17 protein-coding genes and 3 rRNA genes are annotated in these 26,616 nt (G+C 47.3%); 14 read left to right on the top strand and 6 right to left on the bottom strand.

Annotated features, from left to right (window positions below):
- Window positions 1–687 carry a heme exporter protein CcmB gene (ccmB, locus tag SO_RS01255; RefSeq protein ID WP_011070636.1) on the bottom strand — a complete coding sequence of 229 codons (687 nt, stop codon included), beginning with the start codon at window positions 685–687 and terminating at the stop codon, window positions 1–3.
- A gap of 11 nt (window positions 688–698) precedes the next feature.
- Window positions 699–1,349 carry a cytochrome c biogenesis heme-transporting ATPase CcmA gene (gene ccmA / locus SO_RS01260; protein WP_011070637.1) on the bottom strand — a complete coding sequence of 217 codons (651 nt, stop codon included), beginning with the start codon at window positions 1,347–1,349 and terminating at the stop codon, window positions 699–701.
- A 325-nt stretch (window positions 1,350–1,674) separates the two neighbouring features.
- On the opposite strand from ccmA, the gene scyA reads away from it, so the two are divergent.
- Entirely contained in the window at window positions 1,675–1,974 is a 300-nt protein-coding gene (gene scyA, locus SO_RS01265) for a monoheme cytochrome c5 ScyA (protein WP_011070638.1), read from the top strand.
- An 80-nt stretch (window positions 1,975–2,054) separates the two neighbouring features.
- Here scyA and ccmI read toward each other — a convergent pair whose 3' ends face one another.
- Complete coding sequence (gene ccmI / locus SO_RS01270; protein ID WP_011070639.1) at window positions 2,055–3,302, bottom strand: c-type cytochrome biogenesis protein CcmI; 1,248 nt, start codon at window positions 3,300–3,302, stop codon at window positions 2,055–2,057.
- Window positions 3,303–3,700: 398 nt separating this feature from the next.
- Here ccmI and SO_RS01275 point away from each other — a divergent pair, with 398 nt between their 5' ends.
- The 8 genes from SO_RS01275 to SO_RS01310 all read left to right on the top strand — a co-directional run bounded on the left by SO_RS01275 (window position 3,701) and on the right by SO_RS01310 (window position 14,568).
- On the top strand, window positions 3,701–5,680 hold the full coding sequence (locus tag SO_RS01275; RefSeq protein WP_011070640.1) for a heme lyase CcmF/NrfE family subunit: 1,980 nt from the start codon (window positions 3,701–3,703) through the stop codon (window positions 5,678–5,680).
- Window positions 5,681–5,691: 11 nt separating this feature from the next.
- Complete coding sequence (locus SO_RS01280) at window positions 5,692–6,246, top strand: DsbE family thiol:disulfide interchange protein (protein WP_011070641.1); 555 nt, start codon at window positions 5,692–5,694, stop codon at window positions 6,244–6,246.
- Complete coding sequence (gene nrfF, locus SO_RS01285) at window positions 6,243–6,722, top strand: heme lyase NrfEFG subunit NrfF (RefSeq protein ID WP_011070642.1); 480 nt, start codon at window positions 6,243–6,245, stop codon at window positions 6,720–6,722. Before SO_RS01280 ends, nrfF begins: the two co-directional genes overlap by 4 nt.
- Window positions 6,719–7,303, top strand: coding sequence for a TlpA disulfide reductase family protein (locus SO_RS01290; protein WP_011070643.1), 585 nt, complete (start codon window positions 6,719–6,721; stop codon window positions 7,301–7,303). Before nrfF ends, SO_RS01290 begins: the two co-directional genes overlap by 4 nt.
- 531 nt (window positions 7,304–7,834) lie before the next feature.
- Window positions 7,835–9,377 (top strand): 16S ribosomal RNA (locus tag SO_RS01295).
- A gap of 310 nt (window positions 9,378–9,687) precedes the next feature.
- Window positions 9,688–12,581, top strand: a 23S ribosomal RNA gene (locus SO_RS01300).
- Window positions 12,582–12,786: 205 nt separating this feature from the next.
- A 5S ribosomal RNA gene (gene rrf / locus SO_RS01305) occupies window positions 12,787–12,902 on the top strand.
- The 16S, 23S and 5S rRNA genes sit together here, the layout of an rRNA operon.
- 391 nt (window positions 12,903–13,293) lie before the next feature.
- The gene (locus SO_RS01310) at window positions 13,294–14,568 is read left to right on the top strand and encodes a CinA family nicotinamide mononucleotide deamidase-related protein (RefSeq protein ID WP_011070644.1); all 1,275 of its coding nucleotides are present in this window, start codon (window positions 13,294–13,296) and stop codon (window positions 14,566–14,568) included.
- Window positions 14,569–14,664: 96 nt separating this feature from the next.
- Here SO_RS01310 and SO_RS01315 read toward each other — a convergent pair whose 3' ends face one another.
- The gene (locus SO_RS01315; protein WP_011070645.1) at window positions 14,665–15,210 is read right to left on the bottom strand and encodes a YceB family lipoprotein; all 546 of its coding nucleotides are present in this window, start codon (window positions 15,208–15,210) and stop codon (window positions 14,665–14,667) included.
- Window positions 15,210–17,879 carry a phosphoenolpyruvate carboxylase gene (ppc, locus tag SO_RS01320; RefSeq protein WP_011070646.1) on the bottom strand — a complete coding sequence of 890 codons (2,670 nt, stop codon included), beginning with the start codon at window positions 17,877–17,879 and terminating at the stop codon, window positions 15,210–15,212. Before ppc ends, SO_RS01315 begins: the two co-directional genes overlap by 1 nt.
- 674 nt (window positions 17,880–18,553) lie before the next feature.
- Here ppc and argC point away from each other — a divergent pair.
- The 5 genes from argC (at window position 18,554) to argH (ending at window position 24,008) form a co-directional block, all read left to right on the top strand.
- Complete coding sequence (argC, locus tag SO_RS01325) at window positions 18,554–19,534, top strand: N-acetyl-gamma-glutamyl-phosphate reductase (RefSeq protein ID WP_011070647.1); 981 nt, start codon at window positions 18,554–18,556, stop codon at window positions 19,532–19,534.
- A 31-nt stretch (window positions 19,535–19,565) separates the two neighbouring features.
- A complete protein-coding gene (gene argB / locus SO_RS01330; RefSeq protein WP_011070648.1) occupies window positions 19,566–20,348 on the top strand; it encodes an acetylglutamate kinase in 783 nt (260 codons plus the stop codon).
- A 12-nt stretch (window positions 20,349–20,360) separates the two neighbouring features.
- Window positions 20,361–21,266 (top strand): ornithine carbamoyltransferase, encoded by a 906-nt coding sequence (locus tag SO_RS01335; protein WP_011070649.1) that lies wholly within the window; start codon window positions 20,361–20,363, stop codon window positions 21,264–21,266.
- 59 nt (window positions 21,267–21,325) lie between these two features.
- The gene (locus SO_RS01340) at window positions 21,326–22,549 is read left to right on the top strand and encodes an argininosuccinate synthase (RefSeq protein ID WP_011070650.1); all 1,224 of its coding nucleotides are present in this window, start codon (window positions 21,326–21,328) and stop codon (window positions 22,547–22,549) included.
- A 91-nt stretch (window positions 22,550–22,640) separates the two neighbouring features.
- A complete protein-coding gene (gene argH, locus SO_RS01345; RefSeq protein ID WP_011070651.1) occupies window positions 22,641–24,008 on the top strand; it encodes an argininosuccinate lyase in 1,368 nt (455 codons plus the stop codon).
- A gap of 74 nt (window positions 24,009–24,082) precedes the next feature.
- Here the strand turns inward: argH and SO_RS01350 are convergent, their stop codons facing one another.
- Window positions 24,083–26,602: a penicillin-binding protein 1A gene (locus SO_RS01350; protein ID WP_011070652.1), complete on the bottom strand. Its 2,520-nt coding sequence runs from the start codon at window positions 26,600–26,602 to the stop codon at window positions 24,083–24,085.
- Window positions 26,603–26,616: the final 14 nt, after the last annotated feature.

Here is a 26,616-nt window from a genome sequence, read left to right on the forward strand (position 1 = left end):
TTAGTTAGTACTCACTCGCAGAGATGCACCTATTGCAAAAGGTGCCAAGGTTAACGAACCGATCAGCATTGCGCCAATTATAGCGAGCTGACCGTCATAGGGTAAATTCATTCCTGCTGCATCAATGGCACTGGTCGCGAAAATTAGCACAGGAATATAAAGTGGTAGGATGAGTAGACTCAACAGTACGCCGCCTTTGCGCAGACCAACGGTTAATGCTACGCCAATCGCACCTAAGAGTGACAACACTGGAGTGCCTAAAGCCAGTGTGGCAATCAAGGCTCCATAGCTGTTGGCTTCTAAGTTCAGTAACACAGCTAGCAGTGGTGCGATAAGGATGAGTGGGACACCCGTGAGTAACCAGTGAGCTAATACTTTTGCCAATACTAAAATGGCGAGCGGTTGTGGACTAAGCAGCATCTGCTCTAAGCTGCCATCACTAAAATCGGCTTTAAAAAGGCGCTCAAGCGATAGCATCGACGCGAGCAATGCCGCAACCCAAATAATCCCTGGGGCGATACGCGCCAACATTTGCGGTTCTGGACCAATACCAAGTGGAAATAGGGTGACAACCATAATAAAGAATAACAATGGGTTAAAAATATCACCGCGGTGGCGAATCGCGATTTTTAGATCCCGCTGCAGTAATGTAAAAAACGCTTGAGTAAAGCTGATGCCTCTTTTCATTATGCCAAACCTTATACGAAGCGATAATCTAGACGAATTTTACGAAGCCTATCATCTTTGATAATGCCCATATCTTGGTGAGTGGTAAGGATCACGCAGCCACCATTATCCGCATGTTTAATAAACAATTGTTCAAGTTCTTCGACACCTCTTTTATCTATCGCAGTAAAAGGTTCATCCAAGATCCATATTTTACAATCATTGTGCCAGAGTCTTGCCAATGCTGTTCTGCGATGCTGACCTGCGGATAAATGCCCTGCAAGGGCTTCTTCAAATCCAGATAAATTCACTTTTGCCAATATGGCAGATGTATCAAAATCATCATAGCCACTGATTCTTAAATTGAAGTTAAGGTTTTCTTCAGCAGTTAACTCAGATTTCACCCCTGCAAGATGGCCTAAATACAGCAGATCTTCATTATATTCATCGCGACATCGGTTGATGTCTTCATTGACATAAAAGGTTTGCCCTGCATAGGGTCGAGATAAGCCTGCCAAAATACGTAATAAACTGGTTTTGCCAGCACCATTAGGGCCTTCAATCTGGACGATATCGCCCGCATTAATCTCAAAACTTAATTCATCAAACAGGATGCGTTCTTCGCGGATGCATGTCAGCTTGCTCGCTGATAACAGTGTGTCTACTGAAATTATATTTGTCACTGAACCCTCTATCTCAAGCCGGAAGGAAACACAAGTGATTCTAACACAAACGTTATTGCGGGGTTTACAATTGCTTAGGACTAGATGTCAGCAATTTGATATGGTTCCAATAACCGCAATATTTCTCGTACAAATCGAACTTTTTTAATACTTGCTAATATATTAACGAATTTGTCACGTTTGTCGCCTCATATCATTTATGCTGAGATTCTAATCACAAAAAGATGAGATTTATTGAAGTTTGTAGTAATCTTAGTCCGCTATAATGAGTCTGCCTCAAAGGGCAGCGAGAGCTTTGTACGTATTTGCATTAGGAACATTGAACATGAAAAAACTGTTAGCCATGACTGCAGTCGCCGCTTTGACTATGTCAGTCAACGTTTCAGCTCAAGATGCTGAAGCTATTTATAATAAGGCATGTACCGTATGCCATAGCATGGGTGTTGCTGGTGCTCCTAAATCCCACAATACTGCTGACTGGGAACCACGTTTAGCTAAAGGTGTTGATAATCTAGTTAAAAGTGTAAAAACTGGATTAAATGCAATGCCACCAGGTGGTATGTGTACAGATTGTACCGATGAAGATTACAAAGCTGCGATTGAGTTTATGTCTAAAGCTAAGTAATTTTACTGTATAAAAAAACCGGCATGAGCCGGTTTTTTTATACCTGCGCTAAGCCAAGACTTAGCGCTATTGTAGATGATTTATTGTACTTGAGTATCCAGTACTAAGTTTGCGGTTTCACCCACATTCACTTTGCTAATCTTTCCTTGGATATCACCAGCTTGTGGTTTGATATTGCCATGCTTAGATAAGACCGCAATGACTTCAACACTTGCTGTTTGGCTTAATTTAACATCGCCCCCCATGCCAGTGCTATCATCTAATGTCACCGTTACAGGTAAGGATTTTGCGCTGACCTTGGTCGCTGCTAACGGTACTTTAGGGCCTTCAGTTGCACGGGCGAATACAAAGATAGTGTCATCTGGACCAGCTTTCGCCGCAAGCTCTGGTGAGATTGAAATCGCAATACTCACTGATTTACTTGTGACTTTTGCCTGCTTGTGTACATCATCGTTAGGCATGCCAGAGGTTTCGGCTTGAATACGTAAGTTAGCTGTTTCAATCGCATTCATCAGTGCAGCGCGATCTACATCTGGGCGGTTACTGTCGAGAATGGTTTGCCATGAATTGATAGCTTTTTGGTACTTAGCTGTGAAGAAAGCATCCATACCTACTAGCAATAATGTTGACGGATCCTGCGGATCTAATGCTAACGATTCATCGATCAAAGCTTGAACTTGTGGCGTCATTTGCTGACCAGCTTTGTAATACAATGCCGTCGCTTTTGGACCGATTAACTCTGCATGCTTACCTACTAAATCTATCACTTTGTCGAATGCGGCGACCGCTTTGTCGAATTGGTTCGCAGAAATATAAGCATGCCCCAGACTAAACCAAGCTTGACTATTTTCAGGCTCTGCTTGTACTTGGGCTTCCATCATCTGCACGCGTTGTGCCATGATTTGAGCTGTATCCATACCTGCATGCGGGTTAGCAGCTTGGGTGTTGCCTATATTTTCAAAGGCACCTAAATGTTGATAAAGATAACCGGAGATCGCTATCAAGCAGACCGACATGACCGATGGCCAAAGGATGCTCTTAGGCTTGATTTGATTGACGAGAGAATCATCGCTTGCTTGTTTGATGTCTTGGAGCAAACTGATTTCGAGTTCTTTCTTAAGCGCATCAAATTCTGCTTGGTCGAGTAGCTCTTCATGAAGTTCTTTCTCAAGGGTAGCAAGACGCTCATTGAACAATTCGAGGTTCGTTTGTTTGCGAACGCCAGCTTCTTCAGTGCGCAACAACTTTTGCTGTCTGAAATGCGGGATCCAGATCAGCGTTAAGCTGATCAACATAACAAGCGCAATAAAAATCCAAAATGTCGTCATTGTTTCTATATTCACTTTAGTTTGCATAAAAGCGGTGTTACCGCCGGCTTGGAAGCAAGATTATACGTAAAGATTATTCATTGAACAGTAATATAAGACCATCATTAGTGTGAAAACTGATAGTTGGGCACTGGTTCACAAATTGATCCATCGAGTCATTTATGTATGAAACTTAAGGCTCATTTATCTGTCACATGCAAAACTGTAGGCTTTTAGTGACTCTCTTTCGGCAAAAATTGAGAATGAGACAAGTCACCCAGTTTTGTATGAAAGAGGCAGACAGGAACAATAGCAAATACTAAAATGAACCAAATTTCGTGCATTTGTGTGAACAGAATGTTATGCGTTGGTTTAGAGTCTTTCTAAATCAACTTATTATTAGAGACTGAGGAAAACCCATGATCCCAGAACTTGGACACTTTTCGCTGATAATAGGAGTGGCTTTTGCCTTCTTATTAACCAGCGTTCCCCTTATAGGTGTTGCCCGTAAAGACCAATATCTAGTGAGGTATGCTTGGCCGTTAGCCTACGGAATGTTCTTTTTTATCGCTTTATCCGTAGTATCACTTGGTTACAGCTTCGCCGTTGATGATTTCTCCGTGGCCTATGTGGCACATCACTCTAATTCTCAGTTACCTATCTTCTTTAAGATTGCGGCCGTATGGGGCGGTCATGAAGGGTCGCTGCTATTCTGGGTGTTCGCGCTATCCACTTGGGCTGCCTCTGTTGCTTTATTCAGTAAAGGCTTAGAAGAAGTCTTCACCGCTCGCGTGTTAGCGGTATTGGCATTGATTGTGATTGGCTTCAGCTTGTTTATGTTACTCACTTCTAGCCCATTTGAACGTATATTCCCAATGCCTGCTGAAGGCCGCGACTTAAATCCAATGCTGCAGGATGTGGGCTTAATCTTCCACCCTCCGATGTTATATTTGGGTTATGTGGGTTTCTCAGTCAGTTTTGCATTTGCGATTGCAGCTTTGATGAGTGGTCACCTTGATTCTGCTTGGGCTCGTTGGTCGCGTCCTTGGACCTTAGCCGCTTGGGTTTTCCTCACTGGTGGTATTGCATTAGGTTCTTGGTGGGCGTATTACGAATTAGGCTGGGGTGGATGGTGGTTCTGGGATCCAGTAGAAAACGCTTCATTTATGCCTTGGCTAGTGGGTACGGCTTTAGTGCATTCACTGATCGTGACGGAAAAGCGCGGTGCATTCCGTAACTGGACGGTATTGCTGTCTATCTTCGCATTCTCGCTAAGTTTACTCGGTACCTTTATCGTACGCTCTGGTGTGTTGACTTCAGTGCATTCATTTGCAGCCGATCCAAGCCGCGGTATGTTTATTCTATTATTGCTTGGTCTCGCTATCGGTGGTTCGCTCACTTTGTTTGCCTTCCGTGCAAGTGAAATGAGCAGCCCTGCACGCTTCGAGCTGAAATCAAAAGAAACCATGCTGTTAGTTTGTAACGTGTTACTGACGGTTGCAGCGGGTACTGTTCTGTTAGGCACTTTATACCCACTGCTGATCGATGCGTTAGGCATGGGTAAGATTTCTGTTGGACCTCCATACTTTAACGCTGTGTTTGTACCCATAGTACTTGTACTGTTTGCCTTTATGGGCGTCGGTCCAATCATTCGTTGGAAAAAATCGAAAGCTGGTGAATTGAAGCGACAGTTACTCGTACCTGCATTAGTATCTCTGGTGATTGGTATTGTCACGCCGTTTATCGTCGATGGGGCCTTTAACGCTTGGGTTGCTTGCGGTATCGCCGCTGCAGCTTGGATTATTTTGGCAACCGCAAAAGCAGCTTACAGCATCGTTAAGCCTAAAGATGGTGAAGTAAGCATCGCACGTATGGGCCGTAGCCAACTCGGTATGATCATCGCGCACTTAGGTATTGCTGTGTCTGTTATTGGTGCCACTATGGTGTCTAACTACTCAGTGGAGAAAAGTGTGCGTATGGGGCCTGGCGTAAGCCAAGAGCTAGCGGGTTACACCTTTAAATATCTCGAAACTAAAAACGTTGTTGGTCCTAATTACACTGCGCAGCAAGGTCAAATTGAGATTTACAAAGGCGATAAGTTACTGACACTGCTCAAACCCGATCGTCGCCAATACAATGTGCGTACTATGGATATGACCGAAGCCGGTATCGATTGGGGTCTGTTCCGCGATCTGTATGTGACGATGGGCGATCCGATTAGTAGTACTGAATTTGCTGTGCGTTTGAACTACAAGCCGTTTGTGCGTTGGTTATGGTTCGGAGCAATATTCATGATGGTCGGCGGTTTCTTTGCCGCATCGGATAAACGCTATCGCTCAAAAGTCGCGGCTACCGTTAAACCGCAAGCTGAAAAAGCGAAATTAGCTACCGCTCAATAATTGGGGAATGTATGAAGAAGTTGGTTCTGTTTATCCCATTAGTCATTTTTCTTGGCATGGGGGTATTTTTATACAAAGGATTGTTTTTAAATCCACAGAAACTGGATTCAGCTCTGGAAGGAAAGCCTATTCCGGCTTTCCAACTGGAACGTCTCGAAACACCAAACGAGATGATTACCAATGAGCAACTGAAAGGTAAAGTGGCATTACTCAACGTATGGGCGACTTGGTGTCCATCTTGTAAATATGAACACCCTTTCTTAGTAATGCTGAAACGCCAAAATATTCTGCCTATCTACGGGATTAACTACCGCGACGAGCGTATCCCTGCACTGGAAGAATTAAGACGTCAGGGCGATCCATACAATATCAATATTTATGATAAAGATGGTCGTTTAGGTTTAGATCTTGGCGTTTATGGCGCACCCGAAAGCTTTATTGTTGATCATAATGGCATTATTCGTTATCGCTATGCAGGTCCTATTGACCAGCGTGTATGGAGCGAAACCCTCTATCCTATGATCCAACAACTACAAGCTGAAGCGGCGAAGGATGGTGCAGCATGAGAACACTGACAAAAATCATCGGTGGTTTAGTGTTGTTGCTGAGTATGGTGACAACCGTAATGGCTACACCTGTAGACACTTATGAGTTTAAATCGCCTGAAAATCAAAAGCGTGCGCTCGAATTGGCGCATTCCTTACGCTGCCCTCAGTGTCAAAATCAAAATTTAATTGATTCTAATTCACCTGTTGCCAGTGATTTGCGTCTTGAAGTGTTCAAGATGGTCGATGAGGGTAAAGGTGATGATGAGATCATCGAGTTTATGACCAGCCGTTATGGTGAGTTCGTACTCTACAAACCTAAAATGGAAACTAAAACTTACATATTGTGGTTAGGTCCTGTAGGTTTATTGCTACTAGGGTTAATCGTTGGCTTTATCTTTATTCGTAAGCAACGTATCACAGGTGCTGCTGGGCTAGAGATTAGCGCCGAAGATCAAAAAGCGTTAGATGCCTTATTGAAGCGTGACAGTAAATGAAGTCTCTCGCATTAATGGCTGTAATTCTCGCAAGTTTATCCGTTGCTATAGCTGGTAGTGCTTATGCGTACCCCGGCATGCAACAGGCAAATAAACCGATAGAATCAACGGCCGACTTGATTAATGTATTGCCTCAAACCTTTCCTATCGAGCCCGTTGCCTTTAGTGACGTCAATGGCAAGCCTATCGACTTTAGCCAATACAAGGGTAAAGTCGTGATGGTTAACATGTGGGCGACCTGGTGCCCTCCCTGCGTAAGGGAGTTACCTGCGATTGAGCGATTGGCGACAAAGTTTAAAGCGGAAGAGTTTGCTCTATTGCCTATCTCTATCGATGTGGATGGCAAGCAGCAAGTGCAACCATTTTTAACCTCATTAGGAATGGCAAACTTTAATTCCTACTATGATCCTACGCAAAAGCTAGGGCAGGTGTTTCCACTTGATACCATCCCGGCAACCTTTATTCTCGATCAAAATGGTCAGTTGATCGCGTTTGTACGATCATTTGTCGATTGGGATGATGCAAAAGCCGTAGCGCTCATCCAAACTTTTATCGATAAAGGCGCAAAAAAGCTGAATTAAACAGCATTTTGAGTGTAAATCGAACCCGTTTGTAGAAAAGATCGCCATGCGATCTTTTTTCTTTTAAAAAGCCCTTGCACAAAAAGTTCAGCTGCCTATAATGCGCATCCACTGACACGGCAGGCAGCGAAAGCGGATGCGGTTTCAGTGTGAATCGAATGCAAAATGTGCAGTTGATTCGAAAGCCTCAAGAAGTTTGTAAAAACGCCTTGACGCGACAAGGGAAATGCGTAGAATACGCAGCCCTAGCCAACTGGAAGCGTTAATCGCCCAGTGTGGTGCTCAGGTTCTCTGATGAGACTGAGATGCTCTTTAACAATCTAAACAAGAAATCTGTGTGGACACTCACAGGTGTTGAGTTAATCGAAATTACTCTGCCGTTTGGCGAGTAATCAAAGAATTAAATCAATGATGACGAGTGTTCATAGCAATATGTACATAATTTTGGTTTCGCTTTCTTCTCTTTATGAAGAGATGGCGGAAACAAATGACAGAATTCATTGAGCCGTTTCTTCGGAAACAACAAAACTTTAATTGAAGAGTTTGATCATGGCTCAGATTGAACGCTGGCGGCAGGCCTAACACATGCAAGTCGAGCGGCAGCACAAGTGAGTTTACTCATGAGGTGGCGAGCGGCGGACGGGTGAGTAATGCCTAGGGATCTGCCCAGTCGAGGGGGATAACAGTTGGAAACGACTGCTAATACCGCATACGCCCTACGGGGGAAAGAGGGGGACTTTCGGGCCTCTCGCGATTGGATGAACCTAGGTGGGATTAGCTAGTTGGTGAGGTAATGGCTCACCAAGGCGACGATCCCTAGCTGTTCTGAGAGGATGATCAGCCACACTGGGACTGAGACACGGCCCAGACTCCTACGGGAGGCAGCAGTGGGGAATATTGCACAATGGGGGAAACCCTGATGCAGCCATGCCGCGTGTGTGAAGAAGGCCTTCGGGTTGTAAAGCACTTTCAGTAGGGAGGAAAGGGTAAGTCCTAATACGACTTATCTGTGACGTTACCTACAGAAGAAGGACCGGCTAACTCCGTGCCAGCAGCCGCGGTAATACGGAGGGTCCGAGCGTTAATCGGAATTACTGGGCGTAAAGCGTGCGCAGGCGGTTTGTTAAGCGAGATGTGAAAGCCCTGGGCTCAACCTAGGAATCGCATTTCGAACTGACCAACTAGAGTCTTGTAGAGGGGGGTAGAATTCCAGGTGTAGCGGTGAAATGCGTAGAGATCTGGAGGAATACCGGTGGCGAAGGCGGCCCCCTGGACAAAGACTGACGCTCATGCACGAAAGCGTGGGGAGCAAACAGGATTAGATACCCTGGTAGTCCACGCCGTAAACGATGTCTACTCGGAGTTTGGTGTCTTGAACACTGGGCTCTCAAGCTAACGCATTAAGTAGACCGCCTGGGGAGTACGGCCGCAAGGTTAAAACTCAAATGAATTGACGGGGGCCCGCACAAGCGGTGGAGCATGTGGTTTAATTCGATGCAACGCGAAGAACCTTACCTACTCTTGACATCCACGGAAGACTGCAGAGATGCGGTTGTGCCTTCGGGAACCGTGAGACAGGTGCTGCATGGCTGTCGTCAGCTCGTGTTGTGAAATGTTGGGTTAAGTCCCGCAACGAGCGCAACCCCTATCCTTATTTGCCAGCACGTAATGGTGGGGACTCTAGGGAGACTGCCGGTGATAAACCGGAGGAAGGTGGGGACGACGTCAAGTCATCATGGCCCTTACGAGTAGGGCTACACACGTGCTACAATGGCGAGTACAGAGGGTTGCAAAGCCGCGAGGTGGAGCTAATCTCACAAAGCTCGTCGTAGTCCGGATTGGAGTCTGCAACTCGACTCCATGAAGTCGGAATCGCTAGTAATCGTGGATCAGAATGCCACGGTGAATACGTTCCCGGGCCTTGTACACACCGCCCGTCACACCATGGGAGTGGGCTGCAAAAGAAGTGGGTAGCTTAACCTTCGGGGGGGCGCTCACCACTTTGTGGTTCATGACTGGGGTGAAGTCGTAACAAGGTAGCCCTAGGGGAACCTGGGGCTGGATCACCTCCTTACCTATACGACTAACTTGATGTTTGTTGAGTGTTCACACAGATAGCTTGTTGAACTTCCTGTAAGGGAGGGGAGAGCGACATGCACCGCGAGCCGGTCTGCATTGTTCTTTAACAATTTGGAAAGCTGATAGTAATTAATACAATGATGTCTGTCGTTGTGTTAATACGAAAAAATTGAGTTCTTAACACACTTTTTAAGTGTCTTGAATATTCAAGTCTAAGGCGAGTCCATCTTCTTGGTCGAAGATGAGACAAGTAAAACCAGCTGGTCGCAACAGCGCAAGTGATGTGAAACTCATTTGGGTTGTATGGTTAAGCGACTAAGCGTATACGGTGGATGCCTTGGCAGTCAGAGGCGATGAAGGACGTAGTAACTTGCGAAAAGCGTTGGCGAGCTAGTAACAAGCATTTGAGCTAACGATGTCCGAATGGGGGAACCCGGCCGCATAAGCGGTCATCATGTGGTGAATACATAGCGACATGAGGCAAACGAGGGGAACTGAAACATCTAAGTACCCTTAGGAAAAGAAATCAACCGAGATTCCCCTAGTAGCGGCGAGCGAACGGGGATTAGCCCTTAAGTCAATGGGGTGTTAGTGGAATGGTCTGGAAAGTCCAGCGGCACAGGGTGATAGCCCCGTACACGAAAACTAACCATTGATGAAAACGAGTAAGGCGGGACACGTGACATCCTGTTTGAATATGGGGGGACCATCCTCCAAGGCTAAATACTCCTGACTGACCGATAGTGAACCAGTACCGTGAGGGAAAGGCGAAAAGAACCCCTGTGAGGGGAGTGAAATAGAACCTGAAACCGTATACGTACAAGCAGTGGGAGCGGTTCTTGAGACCGTGACTGCGTACCTTTTGTATAATGGGTCAGCGACTTACATTTAGTAGCGAGGTTAAGCGAATAGCGGAGCCGTAGGGAAACCGAGTGTTAACTGCGCGTTGAGTTGCTAGGTGTAGACCCGAAACCCGGTGATCTAGCCATGGGCAGGTTGAAGGTTGAGTAACATCAACTGGAGGACCGAACCGACTAATGTTGAAAAATTAGCGGATGACTTGTGGCTGGGGGTGAAAGGCCAATCAAACCGGGAGATATCTGGTTCTCCTCGAAAGCTATTTAGGTAGCGCCTCGAGCGAATACCATTGGGGGTAGAGCACTGTTAAGGCTAGGGGGTCATCCCGACTTACCAACCCTTTGCAAACTCCGAATACCAATGAGTACTACTCGGGAGACAGACGGCGGGTGCTAACGTCCGTCGTCAAAAGGGAAACAACCCAGACCGTCAGCTAAGGTCCCAAAGTGTATGTTAAGTGGGAAACGATGTGGGAAGGCTTAGACAGCTAGGATGTTGGCTTAGAAGCAGCCATCATTTAAAGAAAGCGTAATAGCTCACTAGTCGAGTCGGCCTGCGCGGAAGATGTAACGGGGCTAAACATACCACCGAAGCTACGGGTGCATTTCATTAGAGATGCGCGGTAGAGGAGCGTTCTGTAAGCCGTTGAAGGTGAAGGGGTAACCCACGCTGGAGGTATCAGAAGTGCGAATGCTGACATGAGTAACGATAAAGGGGGTGAAAAACCCCCTCGCCGAAAGACCAAGGGTTCCTGTCCAACGTTAATCGGGGCAGGGTGAGTCGACCCCTAAGGTGAGGCCGAAAGGCGTAATCGATGGGAAACAGATTAATATTTCTGTACTTCTGCTAACTGCGATGGAGAGACGGAGAAGGCTAGGCTAGCGCGGCGTTGGTAGTCCGCGTTTAAGGTGGTAGGCTGATTTCTTAGGCAAATCCGGGAAATCTTAAGGCTGAGAGCTGATGACGAGTCCCCAAGGGGATGAAGTAGTTGATGCCATGCTTCCAGGAAAATCTTCTAAGCTTCAGGTTAGTAGGAATCGTACCCCAAACCGACACAGGTGGTCGGGTAGAGAATACCAAGGCGCTTGAGAGAACTCGGCTGAAGGAACTAGGCAAAATGGTACCGTAACTTCGGGAGAAGGTACGCTCCTGTTGGTGATGAGACTTGCTCTCTAAGCTGACGGGAGTCGCAGATACCAGGTGGCTGCAACTGTTTATCAAAAACACAGCACTGTGCAAACTCGCAAGAGGAAGTATACGGTGTGACGCCTGCCCGGTGCCGGAAGGTTAATTGATTGGGTTATCGCAAGAGAAGCTCATGATCGAAGCCCCGGTAAACGGCGGCCGTAACTATAACGGTCCTAAGGTAGCGAAATTCCTTGTCGGGTAAGTTCCGACCTGCACGAATGGCGTAATGATGGCCACGCTGTCTCCAGCCGAGACTCAGTGAAGTTGAAATTGCGGTGAAGATGCCGTATACCCGCGGCTAGACGGAAAGACCCCGTGAACCTTTACTATAGCTTGGCACTGAACATTGACCCTACATGTGTAGGATAGGTGGGAGACTTTGAAGTTGGAACGCTAGTTCTGATGGAGTCGTCCTTGAAATACCACCCTTGTAGTGTTGATGTTCTAACTTGGCCCCATTATCTGGGGTAAGGACAGTGCCTGGTGGGTAGTTTGACTGGGGCGGTCTCCTCCCAAAGAGTAACGGAGGAGCACGAAGGTTGGCTAAGTACGGTCGGACATCGTACGGTTAGTGCAATGGCATAAGCCAGCTTAACTGCGAGACAGACACGTCGAGCAGGTACGAAAGTAGGTCATAGTGATCCGGTGGTTCTGAATGGAAGGGCCATCGCTCAACGGATAAAAGGTACTCCGGGGATAACAGGCTGATACCGCCCAAGAGTTCATATCGACGGCGGTGTTTGGCACCTCGATGTCGGCTCATCACATCCTGGGGCTGAAGTCGGTCCCAAGGGTATGGCTGTTCGCCATTTAAAGTGGTACGCGAGCTGGGTTCAGAACGTCGTGAGACAGTTCGGTCCCTATCTGCCGTGGGCGTTGGATGATTGAGGGGAGTTGCTCCTAGTACGAGAGGACCGGAGTGAACGAACCGCTGGTGTTCGGGTTGTCATGCCAATGGCATTGCCCGGTAGCTATGTTCGGAATCGATAACCGCTGAAAGCATCTAAGCGGGAAGCGAGCCCCAAGATGAGTCATCCCTTGGACTTTAAGTCCACTAAAGAGCCGTTCGAGACTAGGACGTTGATAGGTCAGGTGTGTAAGCGTTGTGAGGCGTTGAGCTAACTGATACTAATGACTCGAGAGGCTTAACCATACAACCCAGATGGGTTTTACTGAAAATGTTCCAGACATTTTCCAGTACTTCCTCCTTCCCTGGAGGTCGTACAGTACTTAGACGAATACAAACACTTAAGAAGTGATACTCAATACAGCTTTCTAAATTAATAAATAAGACAAGAGTAGGTTCTAGGACCTAGCAGCACGCAGTGCGCTCTCGAGTCTTGTTTATACCGAATTTGCTTGGTGACAATAGCATTGTGGTCCCACCTGATCCCATCCCGAACTCAGAAGTGAAACGCAATCGCGCCGATGGTAGTGTGGGGTCTCCCCATGTGAGAGTAGGTCATCGCCAAGCGCCTAAATAAACAAAAAAGCCCTAGCATAAACCGCTAGGGCTTTTTTGTTTTTATCTTTTTTAAATTTTTCGGCGTAACGCCACCAACAGCAAAGATATATTTGTGTATAGAATCTGGTTTCACCCCACATGAATACGCATCGGTCATTGTGGGGTGTACAAAGAGGCCAACAGTTAAACGATAAGATTGATCAAGTTGTACTCTTCAAATTGTCAAAAATACCCCCCCCAAGTTTAAGGTGTTTCATTAAAGGCTATTGAGAGCAGCCTGTTGTTACTGCGCTGTTTTCTTCACACCTATCCTTACACTGGGCTAAAGCTTTGCTCTTGCTATTACTTCAGAGGTTACTTACCTTATGCTGTAACTTTTTGGGGTAGTTAAGGATCTATGATGAAGTTAGAGATGATTTGTACTGGAGAAGAAGTGCTGTCGGGTCAGATTGTTGATACCAATGCTGCCTGGTTCGCCAGCACTATGATGGAGCATGGCATTGAGATCCAAAGGCGCGTTACAGTGGGTGATCGCCTAGAGGATTTAATTGCCGTTTTCCAAGAGCGCAGCTTACATGCCGATGTGATTTTAGTGAATGGTGGTTTGGGGCCGACAAGCGATGATATGTCCGCTGAAGCGATGGCTAAGGCCAAGGGGGAATCGCTGGTCGAAAATTCCGAGTGGCGCCAACGTTTAGAAGATTGGTTTACGCGCAATAATCGCGAGATGCCTGTGAGTAATTTAAAGCAGGCGATGCTGCCAGTATCGGCAGTTATGGTGGATAACCCCGTCGGTACTGCCTGTGGATTTAGGGTCAAGTTAAATCGAGCTTGGTTGTTCTTTACGCCAGGTGTGCCATTTGAACTCAAGCATATGGTTAAAGAGCAGTTTATTCCCTTTATTCGTGATGAGTTTAATCTCGACGCTAAGGTGGCGCTTAAAAAACTGCTGACCATTGGCCATGGCGAATCAGCCCTTGCCGATAAAATTGAGCCGTTGGAGTTGCCAGAAGGCATTACTATTGGTTATCGCTCTTCAATGCCGCATATCGAAATTAAGATTTTCGCGCGAGGTGAAAAGGCGATTGCTCTGCTGCCACGGGTGGCTGGGCATATCAAAATGGTGTTGGGTACTGCAGTCGTCGCTGAGGATAAAGCGACACTTGCTGAAGAAATTCATTTTAGACTGCTGAATTCTGGTCTGACCCTGAGTGCGGCAGAGTCGTGCACTGGCGGTATGATTACCAGTCAATTAGTGGATTTCCCTGGAAGTTCATCCTATTTACAGCATGGTTTAGTGACTTACAGTAATGAATCCAAAGTGCGAGTCTTGGGCGTTAATCCGGCGACGTTAGATGATCACGGCGCAGTGTCGATTCCTACAGTTGAAGAAATGGCGAAGGGCGCACGTGCTATTTTAGATAGTGATTTTGCCTTAGCTACCAGTGGGATCGCAGGACCGGATGGCGGAACCGAAGACAAACCCGTAGGCACTGTGGCCATTGCCTTGGCGACCCGTAGTGGTGTCTACAGCCAAATGATTAAGTTGCCAAGACGTTCGCGGGATTTAGTGCGTAGCTTAAGTGCAGCGGTCGCCTATGATATGTTGAGACGTGAGCTACTGTCGGAAGCTGTGATTGTGGATTATCAGTCGATTGGGCGTTTCAGTAAGTAACTTTTTCAGGCTTATTGAGTTAAGTGTACCTAGATGGATTAAAAAAATGCTCCCGAGGGAGCATTTTTTATGGCGGAGGGTTTATAAAAAAATCTGCTATTTAGTGAACTTAAGCACTAATTTGCCTGGTACAACTTGGATGCTTTCGGTCATCTTCGCCATCAGTGCCTGATTGCTATCCTTTGTATCCAGTACATACACTGGCTGACTTTCAAGGAAATGCCGTAAATAGTTCATCACTTGTGGTGTGGCGCTACTAATGGCCTTTTCAATATCCTTTGGTGTTGACTCTACTTTGACTAATTCAAGCTGGCGTAGATAGACACTGTGGGTAGCATTGTCATACCAAGGTTTAGCCTCAAAGGAGGCCGAGAGCTGAGCCTTTAAAGGATAAATGGGATTAGTAATTGATACTTGTGTCGCCGCGCTCACGCTCATTGTGTCAGGCTTTTCACCGAGTCTGACACTGATGTCGTTAATGCGCACTTGGGCACCGATCAGTTGATTGCCTTGTTTCACCTCAAAATGGATCTCTTTGCTGAGATATTGCTCCATTTCGCGCTCGCTGATGCTGTACTGCGTGACGCAGCCGCCAAGCAGTACAGTCAATCCCAAGCAAAGATTAAGTGTGAGTTTTTTCATTAACCTGTGTTTCTCATGCCCGCCGCAACACCTGCAATGGTCAGCATTAGCGCTAACTGTACATGTTCGGAGGCGGGCGTTTCGCTGGTTTCCTTACGGGTACGAGCTAACAGCTCGGTTTGTAAGAAGTTTAATGGATCGATATACGGATTTCGCAGTTTGACTGACTCGCGATTCCACGGTGTATGCGCCATTAAGGTATCCGATTTGGTCAACTCAAGCACGACTTTAATGCCCAGATCTAAGCGTTGGCGCAAGGTTTCACCCAAGTGGTGCAGATTTGTCGATACCAGACAGGTTTCGTAGTAGCGTGCAAGGTTGGGTTCTGCCTTTGCATAGACCATCTCTAGCATCGAAATCCGCGTACTAAAGAACGGCCATTCGCGTTCCATATCCTGTAACAAGCCTATTTCGCCGCGTTGACAGGCCGCTTGCAGCGCTTCGCCAGCGCCGAGCCATGCGGGCAGCATTAAGCGGTTTTGTGACCAAGCAAAAATCCATGGAATCGCACGCAGACTCTCGATACCACCATCAACGCGACGTTTGGCTGGGCGACTGCCTAATGGAAGCTTGCCTAGTTCAACCTCCGGAGTGGCGGCACGGAAATAAGCTACAAAATCAGGTTCTTCACGCACAATGCCGCGGTAAGCACTTACTGACTCCTCAGCAATACGCTCCATACAATTGCGCCATTCTTGTTTTGGCTCAGGCGGAGGTAGCAAGGTGGCTTCTAATACCGCCGAGGTGTACAGGGCTAAGCTCTGAACTGCTAACTTTGGTAGGCCAAATTTAAAGCGGATCATCTCGCCTTGTTCGGTGACGCGAATACGGCCATCAACCGAACCGGGTGGTTGCGACAGAATGGCCTTATGAGCTGGGCCGCCGCCGCGACCAATACTGCCACCGCGGCCATGGAATAGGGTCAGTTTGACGCCCGCTTGATTACATACAGCAACTAACTGCTCCTGTGCGCGGTATTGAGCCCATGCGGCTGCCATCACGCCTGCATCTTTGGCTGAGTCTGAGTAGCCAATCATGACCTCTTGCATGCCTTTGGTATAGCCACGATACCAATCGATATCGAGCAAATCGGTAATACATGCCGCGGCGTTGTTTAAGTCACTTAAGGTTTCAAACAGCGGCACAACACGCATTGGATGCGTGCAGCCAGTCTCTTTGAGTAACAGTAAAACCGTTAACACGTCAGAAGGTTTGCTCGCCATCGAGATGACGTACGAACCTAATGCTTTGGCTGGATGCTTAGCAATTAAGCGACAGGTATTAAGTACTTCGGCTACATCGGCTGACGGTTGCCAGTTGCTTGGGATCAGCGGGCGACGGTTACTGAGCTCACGTAGCAAGAAGGCTTGTTTTTCGGTTTCATCCCAGTGATTAAAATCACCCATACCGAGGTAGCGGGTTAATTCTGCAAGTACATCACAGTGACGGCCAGCGTCTTGACGGATATCGAGCCTGAGCATATGAATACCGAAGCAGGCGAGACGACGCAGAATGTCGAGCAGTAAACCATTAGCAATCAACCTCATACCGCAGTCGTACAAGCTTTTATATAGCATTTCGAGCGGTGCTTTAAGGTCGCTCTCTTGCCAAATCAATGTTGACTTATCCACCTCGGGATTGTGGCCCTCAATGCGAGCGTTTAAGTAATCTATGGTATCGCGCAGTTTTTGTCTTAATGACCGCAAGACAAAGCGATAAGGTTCGCAGCTATTGTTGGTATAAGCCTTTAATTCATCATTGGCTTCTTCCATCGACAGTTCGCCAACCAGCAGCACTATATCCTTCAGGAATAAACGTGCCGCGGCATGGCGATTACGGTCTAACACTTCTTGAGTGACTTTAGCCGTTACGAAGGGGTTGCCGTCGCGATCACCGCCCATCCAGCTGGAGAAGCGAACAGGGGCGATATCGATTGGCAATTGTTGACCTGTGCGCTCTTGCACCTGATCGTTGAGCTGCCTTAAAAAGTCGGGAACAGCATGCCAGAGGGATTCCTCGATAGTGGATAACCCCCAACGGGCTTCATCCACCGGCGTTGGCCGCTCACGGCGAATTTCATTGGTGTGCCAGATCTGGGCGATGAGCTGACGTAGGCGCAAATTAATTTGCTGGCGCTCTCTATCCGACAACTGGTTGTTTTCTTGCTCGGCGAGACAATCCACAATTGCGGCATATTTTTGGATCAGCGTGCGGCGAGAGATTTCTGTTGGGTGTGCGGTGAGCACGAGATCGATATCTAACGTCTTTAGGCAATCCAACATTTTGGTCTGATCGACACGACCATTGAGCATACGACCGAGCAACTGTTCGACGGGATCGGGCACGCAAACTAGTTCGTCACAGTTGCGGCTAATCGTATGAAATTGTTCAGATAGGTTGGCTAAGTTGAGGAATTGGTTAAAGGCTTTGGCAAACGGCACTAACTCTTCATCGGGGAGAGCGGTGAGCAGTTCTAGCATTTGCTCCCTTGCGGCTTCGTCACCTCGGCGGGAGTCTTTCGCGAGCTTACGAATTTGCTCAACCTTCTCCAAAAAAGAATCGCCGAGGTGGGTGCGCATCGTATCGCCTAGGATCTGACCTAACATACTCACGTTCGATCTCAATGACGCATACATGTCGGTCACATTGTCTGCCACATTACCTGCCATAGTTACTCCGAATAGAAAAACATAAAAATCCGCTTTGTATATACCCAAACAACCTGAAGATGAAGAAACTCGTATCTTCAGGTAGCTTGGGTATATAGCCCGCTAGCACAATACCCACCACTGAGGGCAATGGTCAACAGCAGAGCTTATAACTTATACGACTGGCTTACCTTTTATGCAACTAATCGCGTTAATTGTTGAGGAATATTCAATATAAATGCGAGCTGACGCAATATTTTATTATGTTTAGTGGAAGTGAATATGAACTGCATTATTTTGAGCCTTGCAAGTATGTGACTTAGATGTTAACAAAAATGACTGGTTTACCATCATTTCCATCAGAGATAATTGAAATATTAAGTAGTTAGTGAAGCAATCAGTTATCCGCTAACTCTATTTAAGAGATGATAAATTACAAAATTTAATAAAAATATATATTCACATATATTGCATAAATAGATCTTTGTGGTAGTCTAGCCAGCAGTTGAGATGAGTTACAGTCTGCGAGCTGTAGAGTAAATATCATGATGTATAGTGTTAATCCGTCAGTGAATAAAATAACAAGCCATTACGATTTCCCACGACGATAGTCTTGTCATCATAGATATACGCCGTTGCGTGTACGCTATTCATCTATTCTTTAAGTCTCTTTGATTTGGTTTATAAAAATACATATGAAAAACATCGCCATTATCGGCGCCAGTGGTTACACAGGTGCACAACTCACGGCTTTAGTCCATGCGGAGTCTGAATTATCAATTCAAGGTCTGTATGTCTCTGAAAATAGTTTAGATAAAGGTAGAGCTTTAGCAGATTTGTACCCTGTCTACAGCCACATTGAGTTAACCCTATCACCGCTTACCGAAGAAGCGAAGGCCAATATCGTCGCTGAGGCAGATGCTGTGGTGTTAGCGACTGAGCATTCTGTGAGTTTGCATTTAGCGGCTTGGTTTTATAGCCAAGGGTTAGCGGTATTCGATTTAAGCGGTGCTTATCGTTTCAGTGACGTGGCGCAGTATCCGAAGTGGTATGGCTTTGAGCATGAATATCCAGAGGTTTTAGCCAAAGCCGTATATGGCCTTGCTGAGTGGAATGCTAAAGACGTGGCCGCCACTAAGATGATTGCTGTGCCAGGTTGTTACCCAACAGCATCACTAACAGCCTTGAAACCATTAAAGAATTTACTGACTTCAGCCTATCCAGTGATCAACGCTGTTAGCGGTGTAACAGGAGCGGGTCGTAAGGCGCAGCTACATACCAGTTTTTGCGAGGTCAGCCTCACACCCTACGGTGTACTAGGCCACAGACATCAGCCCGAAATCGCTACTCAACTGGGACAAGAGGTGATTTTCACACCACACCTTGGCAACTTTAAGCGCGGTATTCTCGCAACTATCACGGTACAGCTAAAACCAGGCACTACTACCGCCGATGTGGCTGCGGCATACAGTGTGTATGACCAAGCTCCACTGGTGACGGTGAAACAGAACCAGTTCCCTAAAGTGGATGACGTGGTGCTGACACCGAATTGCCACTTAGGTTGGAAGTTTGATGAGAGCAGTGGCTACCTAGTGGTTGCTAGCGCCATCGACAATTTGATGAAAGGCGCGGCAAGCCAAGCGCTGCAGTGCATAAAGATTCACTTTAACCTTTAACCGTTCATCCTTATTTAAGAGAGTCGTCAAGATGTCTACCAACAACTCAGTATTAGTTCTTAAAGTCGGCGGCGCGCTGCTGCAGTGTGAAATGGGGATGGCGCGTTTAATGGATACCGCCGCAGCAATGATCGCTAATGGTCAGCAGGTGCTGATGGTGCACGGCGGCGGCTGTTTGGTCGATGAGCAATTAGCCGCCAACGGCATGGAAACCGTCAAGTTAGAAGGTTTGCGGGTGACCCCGCCTGAGCAAATGCCGATTATTGCCGGTGCACTGGCCGGAACATCAAACAAGATCCTCCAAGGCGCAGCGACTAAAGCTGGGATTGTGAGTGTGGGCATGTGTCTTGCCGATGGCAACACGGTATCGGCCAAGATTAAAGATGAGCGTTTAGGCTTAGTGGGCGAGGTTTATCCTAAGGACGCGACTTACCTTAAGTTTATTTTGTCCCAAGGTTGGATGCCGATTTGTAGCTCAATTGCCATGATGGACGATGGCCAAATGCTGAACGTGAATGCCGACCAAGCAGCGACGGTATTAGCTAAGTTGGTCGGTGGCAAGTTGGTGCTGCTATCGGATGTGTCAGGTGTGCTCGATGGTAAAGGTCAATTAATCCCATCTCTTAATGGTCAACAGATTGCGGATTTGGTGAAGCAAGGCGTGATCGAAAAGGGAATGAAAGTCAAAGTTGAAGCTGCGCTCGAAGTGGCGCAGTGGATGGGGCAGGCGGTGCAAGTTGCCTCATGGCGTGATGCAAGCCAATTAGTAGCATTAGCAAAAGGTGAGGCCGTGGGCACACAAATCCAACCATAAGCGGAGTAGGTTATGAAGCATTTTCTATCGATAAAAGAGTTAACCCAGCAGCAGTTGTTGGATCTAATTACCTTGGCCAAGACGATCAAAGCGAATCCCGCCGAGTATCGTCATGCGCTGGATGGTAAGAGTGTGGTGATGTTATTTGAAAAGCCATCCCTGCGTACTCGTGTTAGCTTCGATATCGGTATTAACAAGTTCGGCGGCCACTGTTTATACCTAGACCAGCAAAATGGTGCCTTAGGTAAGCGGGAATCGGTCGCTGACTTTGCTTCTAACCTATCCTGTTGGGCCGATGCCATTGTGGCGAGAACATACTCGCACACGACTATCGAACAATTAGCAGAGTTTGGCACTGTGCCCGTGATTAACGCGCTCTCGGATTTGTATCATCCCTGCCAAGCGCTGGCCGATTTTTTAACCTTGGCCGAGCACTTTGAAAATATCAGTGATGTTAAGTTAGCGTATGTAGGTGATGGTAATAACGTCACTAACTCATTGATGTATTGCGCGGCTATTCTCGGTGCCACCATGACAGTGATCTGCCCTGCGGGTCACTTTCCTGATGGCTACGTTGTGGCTGAAGTACAAGAACTCGCTAGCCGATATGGCGGCAAAATTGTGCTGACCTCAGATATTGATGCGATTGAAGGTCACGATGCTATCTATACGGATACCTGGATTTCTATGGGGGATCCAACACCGTTAGCGGAAATTAAGGACAAGTTTGCACCTTATCAAGTCAACAATGCGTTAATGGCGAAAGCGGGTGCTCACTTCTTTATGCATTGCTTGCCAGCACATCGTGGTGTTGAAGTCACCGATGCGGTGATGGATGGCGAATGCTCCTTGATCCTGCAACAAGCAGAGAATCGGATGCACGCTCAAAATGCAGTATTGGTAACCCTATTTAGTTAATTTAACCCTGTTTAGCAGCCACTTTCTCCAAGGTGAGAAACGAGTTATAGGAATTTAAGATGTCTATTGAGAACAAAAACACTGGCGTGAAAAAAGTCGTTTTAGCCTATTCGGGTGGTCTAGATACTTCGGCCATTATTCCTTGGTTAAAAGAGAACTACGATAACTGCGAAATTATTGCGTTCTGTGCTGACGTAGGCCAAGGCGAAGAAGAGCTGATTGGCTTGACTGAAAAAGCCTTAGCCTCTGGCGCATCAGAATGCCATATCGTCGATCTGAAAGAAGAATTCGTAAAAGACTATATCTACCCAACCATGGCAACGGGAGCGATTTACGAAGGGACTTACTTACTCGGCACCTCAATGGCTCGCCCAATCATCGCTAAGGCGCAGGTTGAAGTGGCACGTAAAGTGGGCGCCGATGCCCTGTGTCACGGTTGTACCGGTAAAGGTAACGACCAAGTGCGTTTCGAAGGTTGCTTTGCGGCATTAGCGCCTGATTTAAAAGTGATTGCCCCATGGCGTGAATGGACCATGCAGAGCCGTGAAGATCTATTGGCTTACTTAGCTGAGCGTAATATCAAGACGTCGGCTTCTGCCACTAAGATCTACAGCCGTGATGCAAACGCATTCCACATCTCCCATGAAGGTGGTGAGTTAGAAGATCCATGGAACGAGCCAAGCAAAGGTGTGTGGACATTGACTGCCGATCCAGAAGATGCGCCAAACCAAGCAGAATATGTGTCATTGGAAGTCGAAAATGGTCGTGTGACTAAAGTGAATGGCGAAGCCTTAACGCCATATGCGGCACTGATGAAGTTGAACGCGATTGCGGCTCCTCACGGTGTGGGTCGTATCGACATTACCGAAAACCGTTTAGTGGGCATGAAGTCCCGTGGTTGTTACGAAACCCCTGGCGGCACCGTAATGTTTGCCGCGCTGCGTGCCATTGAAGAGTTAGTACTGGATAAAACCAGCCGTAATTGGCGCGAGCAAGTGGGCGCACAAATGGCTCACTTAGTGTATGACGGTCGTTGGTTCACACCTCTATGTAAGTCGCTGCTGGCGGCATCTGAGTCATTAGCCGAGTCTGTTAATGGTGAAGTTGTGGTTAAACTCTACAAAGGTCATGCGATTGCTGTTAAGAAGCGCTCGCCAAACAGCTTGTACTCTGAAGCATTTGCCACCTTCGGTGAAGACCAAGTGTACGACCAAAAACACGCTGAAGGTTTTATCCGTCTGTACTCGTTAGCGAGCCGCATCCGCGCGCTCAACGCTAAGTAATAGGCAGACTTAAAGGGCGCCTAGCGCCCTTTTTTATATCTTAAGTTTTAATGGCTTTAATGTATTCAAAGAGTGACCGAGGGGATTGAGCATGGCTTTATGGGGTGGAAGATTTCAGGGCGAAACCAGCGCGCTATTTAAATTATTCAACGATTCACTGCCGGTGGATTATCGTTTGTTTGAGCAGGATGTGGTCGGCTCTATCGCTTGGGCCGATGCGATTGCCAGCGTCGGCATTATCACTGCCACCGAATGCAGCGACTTGAAGAAAGCGTTGAACGAGCTGCTGGTGGAAGTAAAAGGCGATCCTGCGATTATTCTTGCTTCGGGAGCGGAAGATATTCACAGCTTCGTGGAATCGGCGCTGATCGCTAAAGTCGGCGATCTGGGTAAGAAACTCCATACAGGCCGTAGCCGTAACGACCAAGTGGCGACCGACTTAAAACTCTGGTGTCAATCAGAAGGTGCGGCATTAGTTGCTCGCCTGCAAACTTTACGCAGCGAACTTATCGCTTTGGCTGAACGTGAATTTGATGCGGTGATGCCGGGCTATACCCATTTGCAGCGGGCACAACCTGTGACTTTCGGCCACTGGTGTTTAGCCTATGTTGAGATGATTGAGCGTGACTTTAGCCGCTTAACTGATGCGCTAAAGCGTGCCAATACTTGTCCGCTTGGCTCGGGCGCGCTGGCGGGCACAGCCTATCAAATGGATAGACATGCACTGGCTTTGGCACTGAACTTTGCCTCGCCAACACTAAACAGTTTGGACAGCGTATCGGATCGCGACCATGTGGTAGAGCTGTGTTCCACCGCCTCTATCAGCATGATGCACTTAAGCCGCATGGCAGAAGATTTGATTTTCTTCAACACGGGTGAAGCAGGCTTTATCTCCTTGAGCGATGAAGTGACTTCAGGTTCATCTTTGATGCCGCAAAAGAAAAATCCTGATGCGCTGGAGCTTATCCGCGGTAAAACAGGCCGTGTGTATGGCAGTTTAGTGGGTATTCTCACCACTATGAAGGCGCTACCGCTGGCCTATAACAAGGACATGCAGGAAGATAAAGAAGGCCTATTCGATGTCGTCGATAGCTGGGCAATCTGTTTAGATATGGCGGCGCTGGTGTTATCTGGCTTAGTGGTCAATCGCCCTAATGCACTACTTGCTGCGCAGCAAGGTTACGCTAACGCGACCGAATTGGCGGATTATTTAGTGTCTAAGGGCATGCCGTTCCGTGAAGCGCACCATGTAGTCGGTGTGGCAGTGGTTGCAGCAATTGCGAAAAAAATTCCGCTGGAAGGTTTTACGCTCGCCGAGTTTAAAACCTTTGCCGATATCATCGAAGATGATGTGTATCCCAACCTCACCATCGAAGCCTGTTTGGCGAAACGTGATGTGCTCGGTGGCACTGCGTTGACTCAAGTTAAGCAAGCGATTGCGGCTAAAAAAGCGGGTTAATGGCGAAGTGAGTTAATCTTAGGTGAGCAATAAAAAACGCGACTCAAGGTCGCGTTTTTTATGGTTATTTATGGCTATTGGAACAAATCATCCGCTGGCGCATCGATGAATAGGTTATTTTCATCTTGGGTTTCACTGATGTATTCCTTAGGCTCAGTGCCCGATATAAAGTATTCAAATGCGCTGGTATAATCAGTTTTACGGGTGAGCTTACCTGTAGCAAGATCGATCCGCACCGAGACGATCCCCTCTGGTGGGATAGCCGTAGTTTCAGGAACGCCTTTCAGCACGTTATTCATAAATTCGTTCCAGCCAGGCCCCGCCGTCTTTGCACCAGCCTCGGTCCCGGTGATCTGATCCTTTTCACCATTAGCGTTCCAAGCGGTTCTACCTAATTGGCGACCATGATCGTCAAATCCGACCCAGAAAGTGCTGGTGAGCGTCGGGCCAAAACCACTGAACCAAGTATCGCGAGATTCGTTGGTTGTACCAGTTTTACCTGCAATATCATGGCGTTTAATTAATTGAGCCGCCCGCCAAGCCGTACCTTGCCAGCCCGTACCTTTGCTCCAATCACCACCACCCCAGATCACGCTTTTGAGCGCTTCGGTGATCAGGAATGCCGTTTGCTCAGAGATAATTTGCGGTGCATAACGACCAGTTTGCTCAAAGCAATGGGCAACAGCTGCATCGGTTTGAGCCGTTGGTTCACCAAAGCTCATTGGATCGCTGCTAGGTTGCACATGGCTGTTGTTAGACTTACAGGCTAAGGTCGGATTGGCTTTTTCAATCACATTGCCGAAGGAGTCTTCTACCCGCTCAATATAGAAAGGTTCAACCAAAAAGCCGCCGTTCGCAAACACATTGAAAGCGGTTGCCACTTGCAGTGGTGTCACCGAAGGAGATCCTAGTGCTAATGACTCGTTACGTGGTAAGTCATTAGGGTCGAAGCCAAACTTAGTCAGCTCGGCAATGGCCGCATCTAAACCAATGTGGCGCATGGCCCTAACAGACATCACGTTGATCGATTGCGCTAACCCCACTCGTAGACGAGTTGGGCCGCCATAAATATCGGGCGAGTTCTTCGGACGCCATGCAGTACCTTGGCTTATATCGGGTTTATTAATTGGCGCGTTGTTAATTAAGGTTGCGAGGGTAAAGCCTTTTTCTAATGCCGCGGCATAGATGAAAGGCTTGATATTCGAACCTAATTGACGTTTAGCTTGAGTCACACGGTTGTATTGGCTTTGGCTAAAGCTGTAACCGCCGACTAACGTTCGGATGGCGCCATTTTCCGGATCGAGTGACACAGTGGCACTGGCCACTTCGGGAACTTGCGATAATTGTAAGTGCTGACCATTGTCGCGGATCCAAATGCGCTCACCTACGGTCAGTATCTCCGAGGCTGATTTCGGAACAGCGCCTTGGCGTTTATCATTGATAAATTTGCGCGCCCACTTCAACCCATCCCATTTGATGACTTTGGTTTCACCTTTTGCGGTTAGTACACTCGCTTGTTGGCCCTCAACGCTTAATACGGCCGCAGGTTGAAGCTCTTGGACAGGAGTCACTTTAGCCAGTTCAGCTTGGATTTGCGCATTATCAGGCTTAGCGCCCGTCCATAAAGCCGCAGCAGGACCGCGATAGCCATGACGTTCATCATAGGCATAAACATTATTGCGTAACGCTTGCTGGGCTAAGAGTTGGAGATCGGATGAAATAGTGGTGTAGACGTTATAGCCATTGGTATAGGCTTCTTCTTCACCGTATTTTTGCACCATGTAATCCCGCGCCATTTCAGAAATATAAGGAGCGTAGAGATCAATCTCGGCACCATGATATTTGGCAACCAACGGCTCTTGAAGCGCGGCTTGGTATTCTGCTTTGCTGATATAACCCACTTCGTTCATCCGCATTAACACCACGTTGCGGCGTGCGAGTGCACGAGAAGGTGAGGTAATTGGATTAAGCGTTGAAGGTGCCTTTGGCAGACCGGCAATCATACTCATTTCAGAAAGCGTTAGATCTTGGACGTTTTTGCCAAAATACACTTGAGCGGCAGCGCCAACACCATAGGCTCTTTGGCCTAAATAAATACGGTTAACGTAAAGTTCTAAAATCTCATCTTTAGTTAACAACTGCTCGATATGGTAGGAAATAAAAATTTCCTTCACTTTACGAATAATGGTTTTGTCGCGGGTTAAGAAGAAGTTACGCGCTACCTGCATGGTAATGGTACTTGCACCTTGCTTCTTTTCACCCGTTGTAAGCATGACTGTTGCGGCACGCATCACCCCGACAGGGTCAATACCGCCATGTTCATAAAAGCGCGCATCTTCGGTGGCAAGGAAGGCTTGTAACAGCGGTTTGGGCACCTCTTCCAGTTTTAGCGGAATTCGTCGTTTCTCACCAAACTGAGAGATGAGTTTGCCATCGCTACTGTAAATGCGCAAAGGTGTTTGTAATTGCACATTTTTTAGTGTCGAAACATCCGGCAGATCCGGCAAAACATAAAAGTATGCTGCAACAATGGCGCCCACGCCCAAAAGGGCTAGACTGAATAGAGCTATAACAATACGTTTTAACCACTTCACCTAAATTGATCCTA

This window comes from Shewanella oneidensis MR-1 (assembly GCF_000146165.2).
In the GTDB taxonomy this organism is placed as follows: Bacteria; Pseudomonadota; Gammaproteobacteria; order Enterobacterales; family Shewanellaceae; genus Shewanella; species Shewanella oneidensis.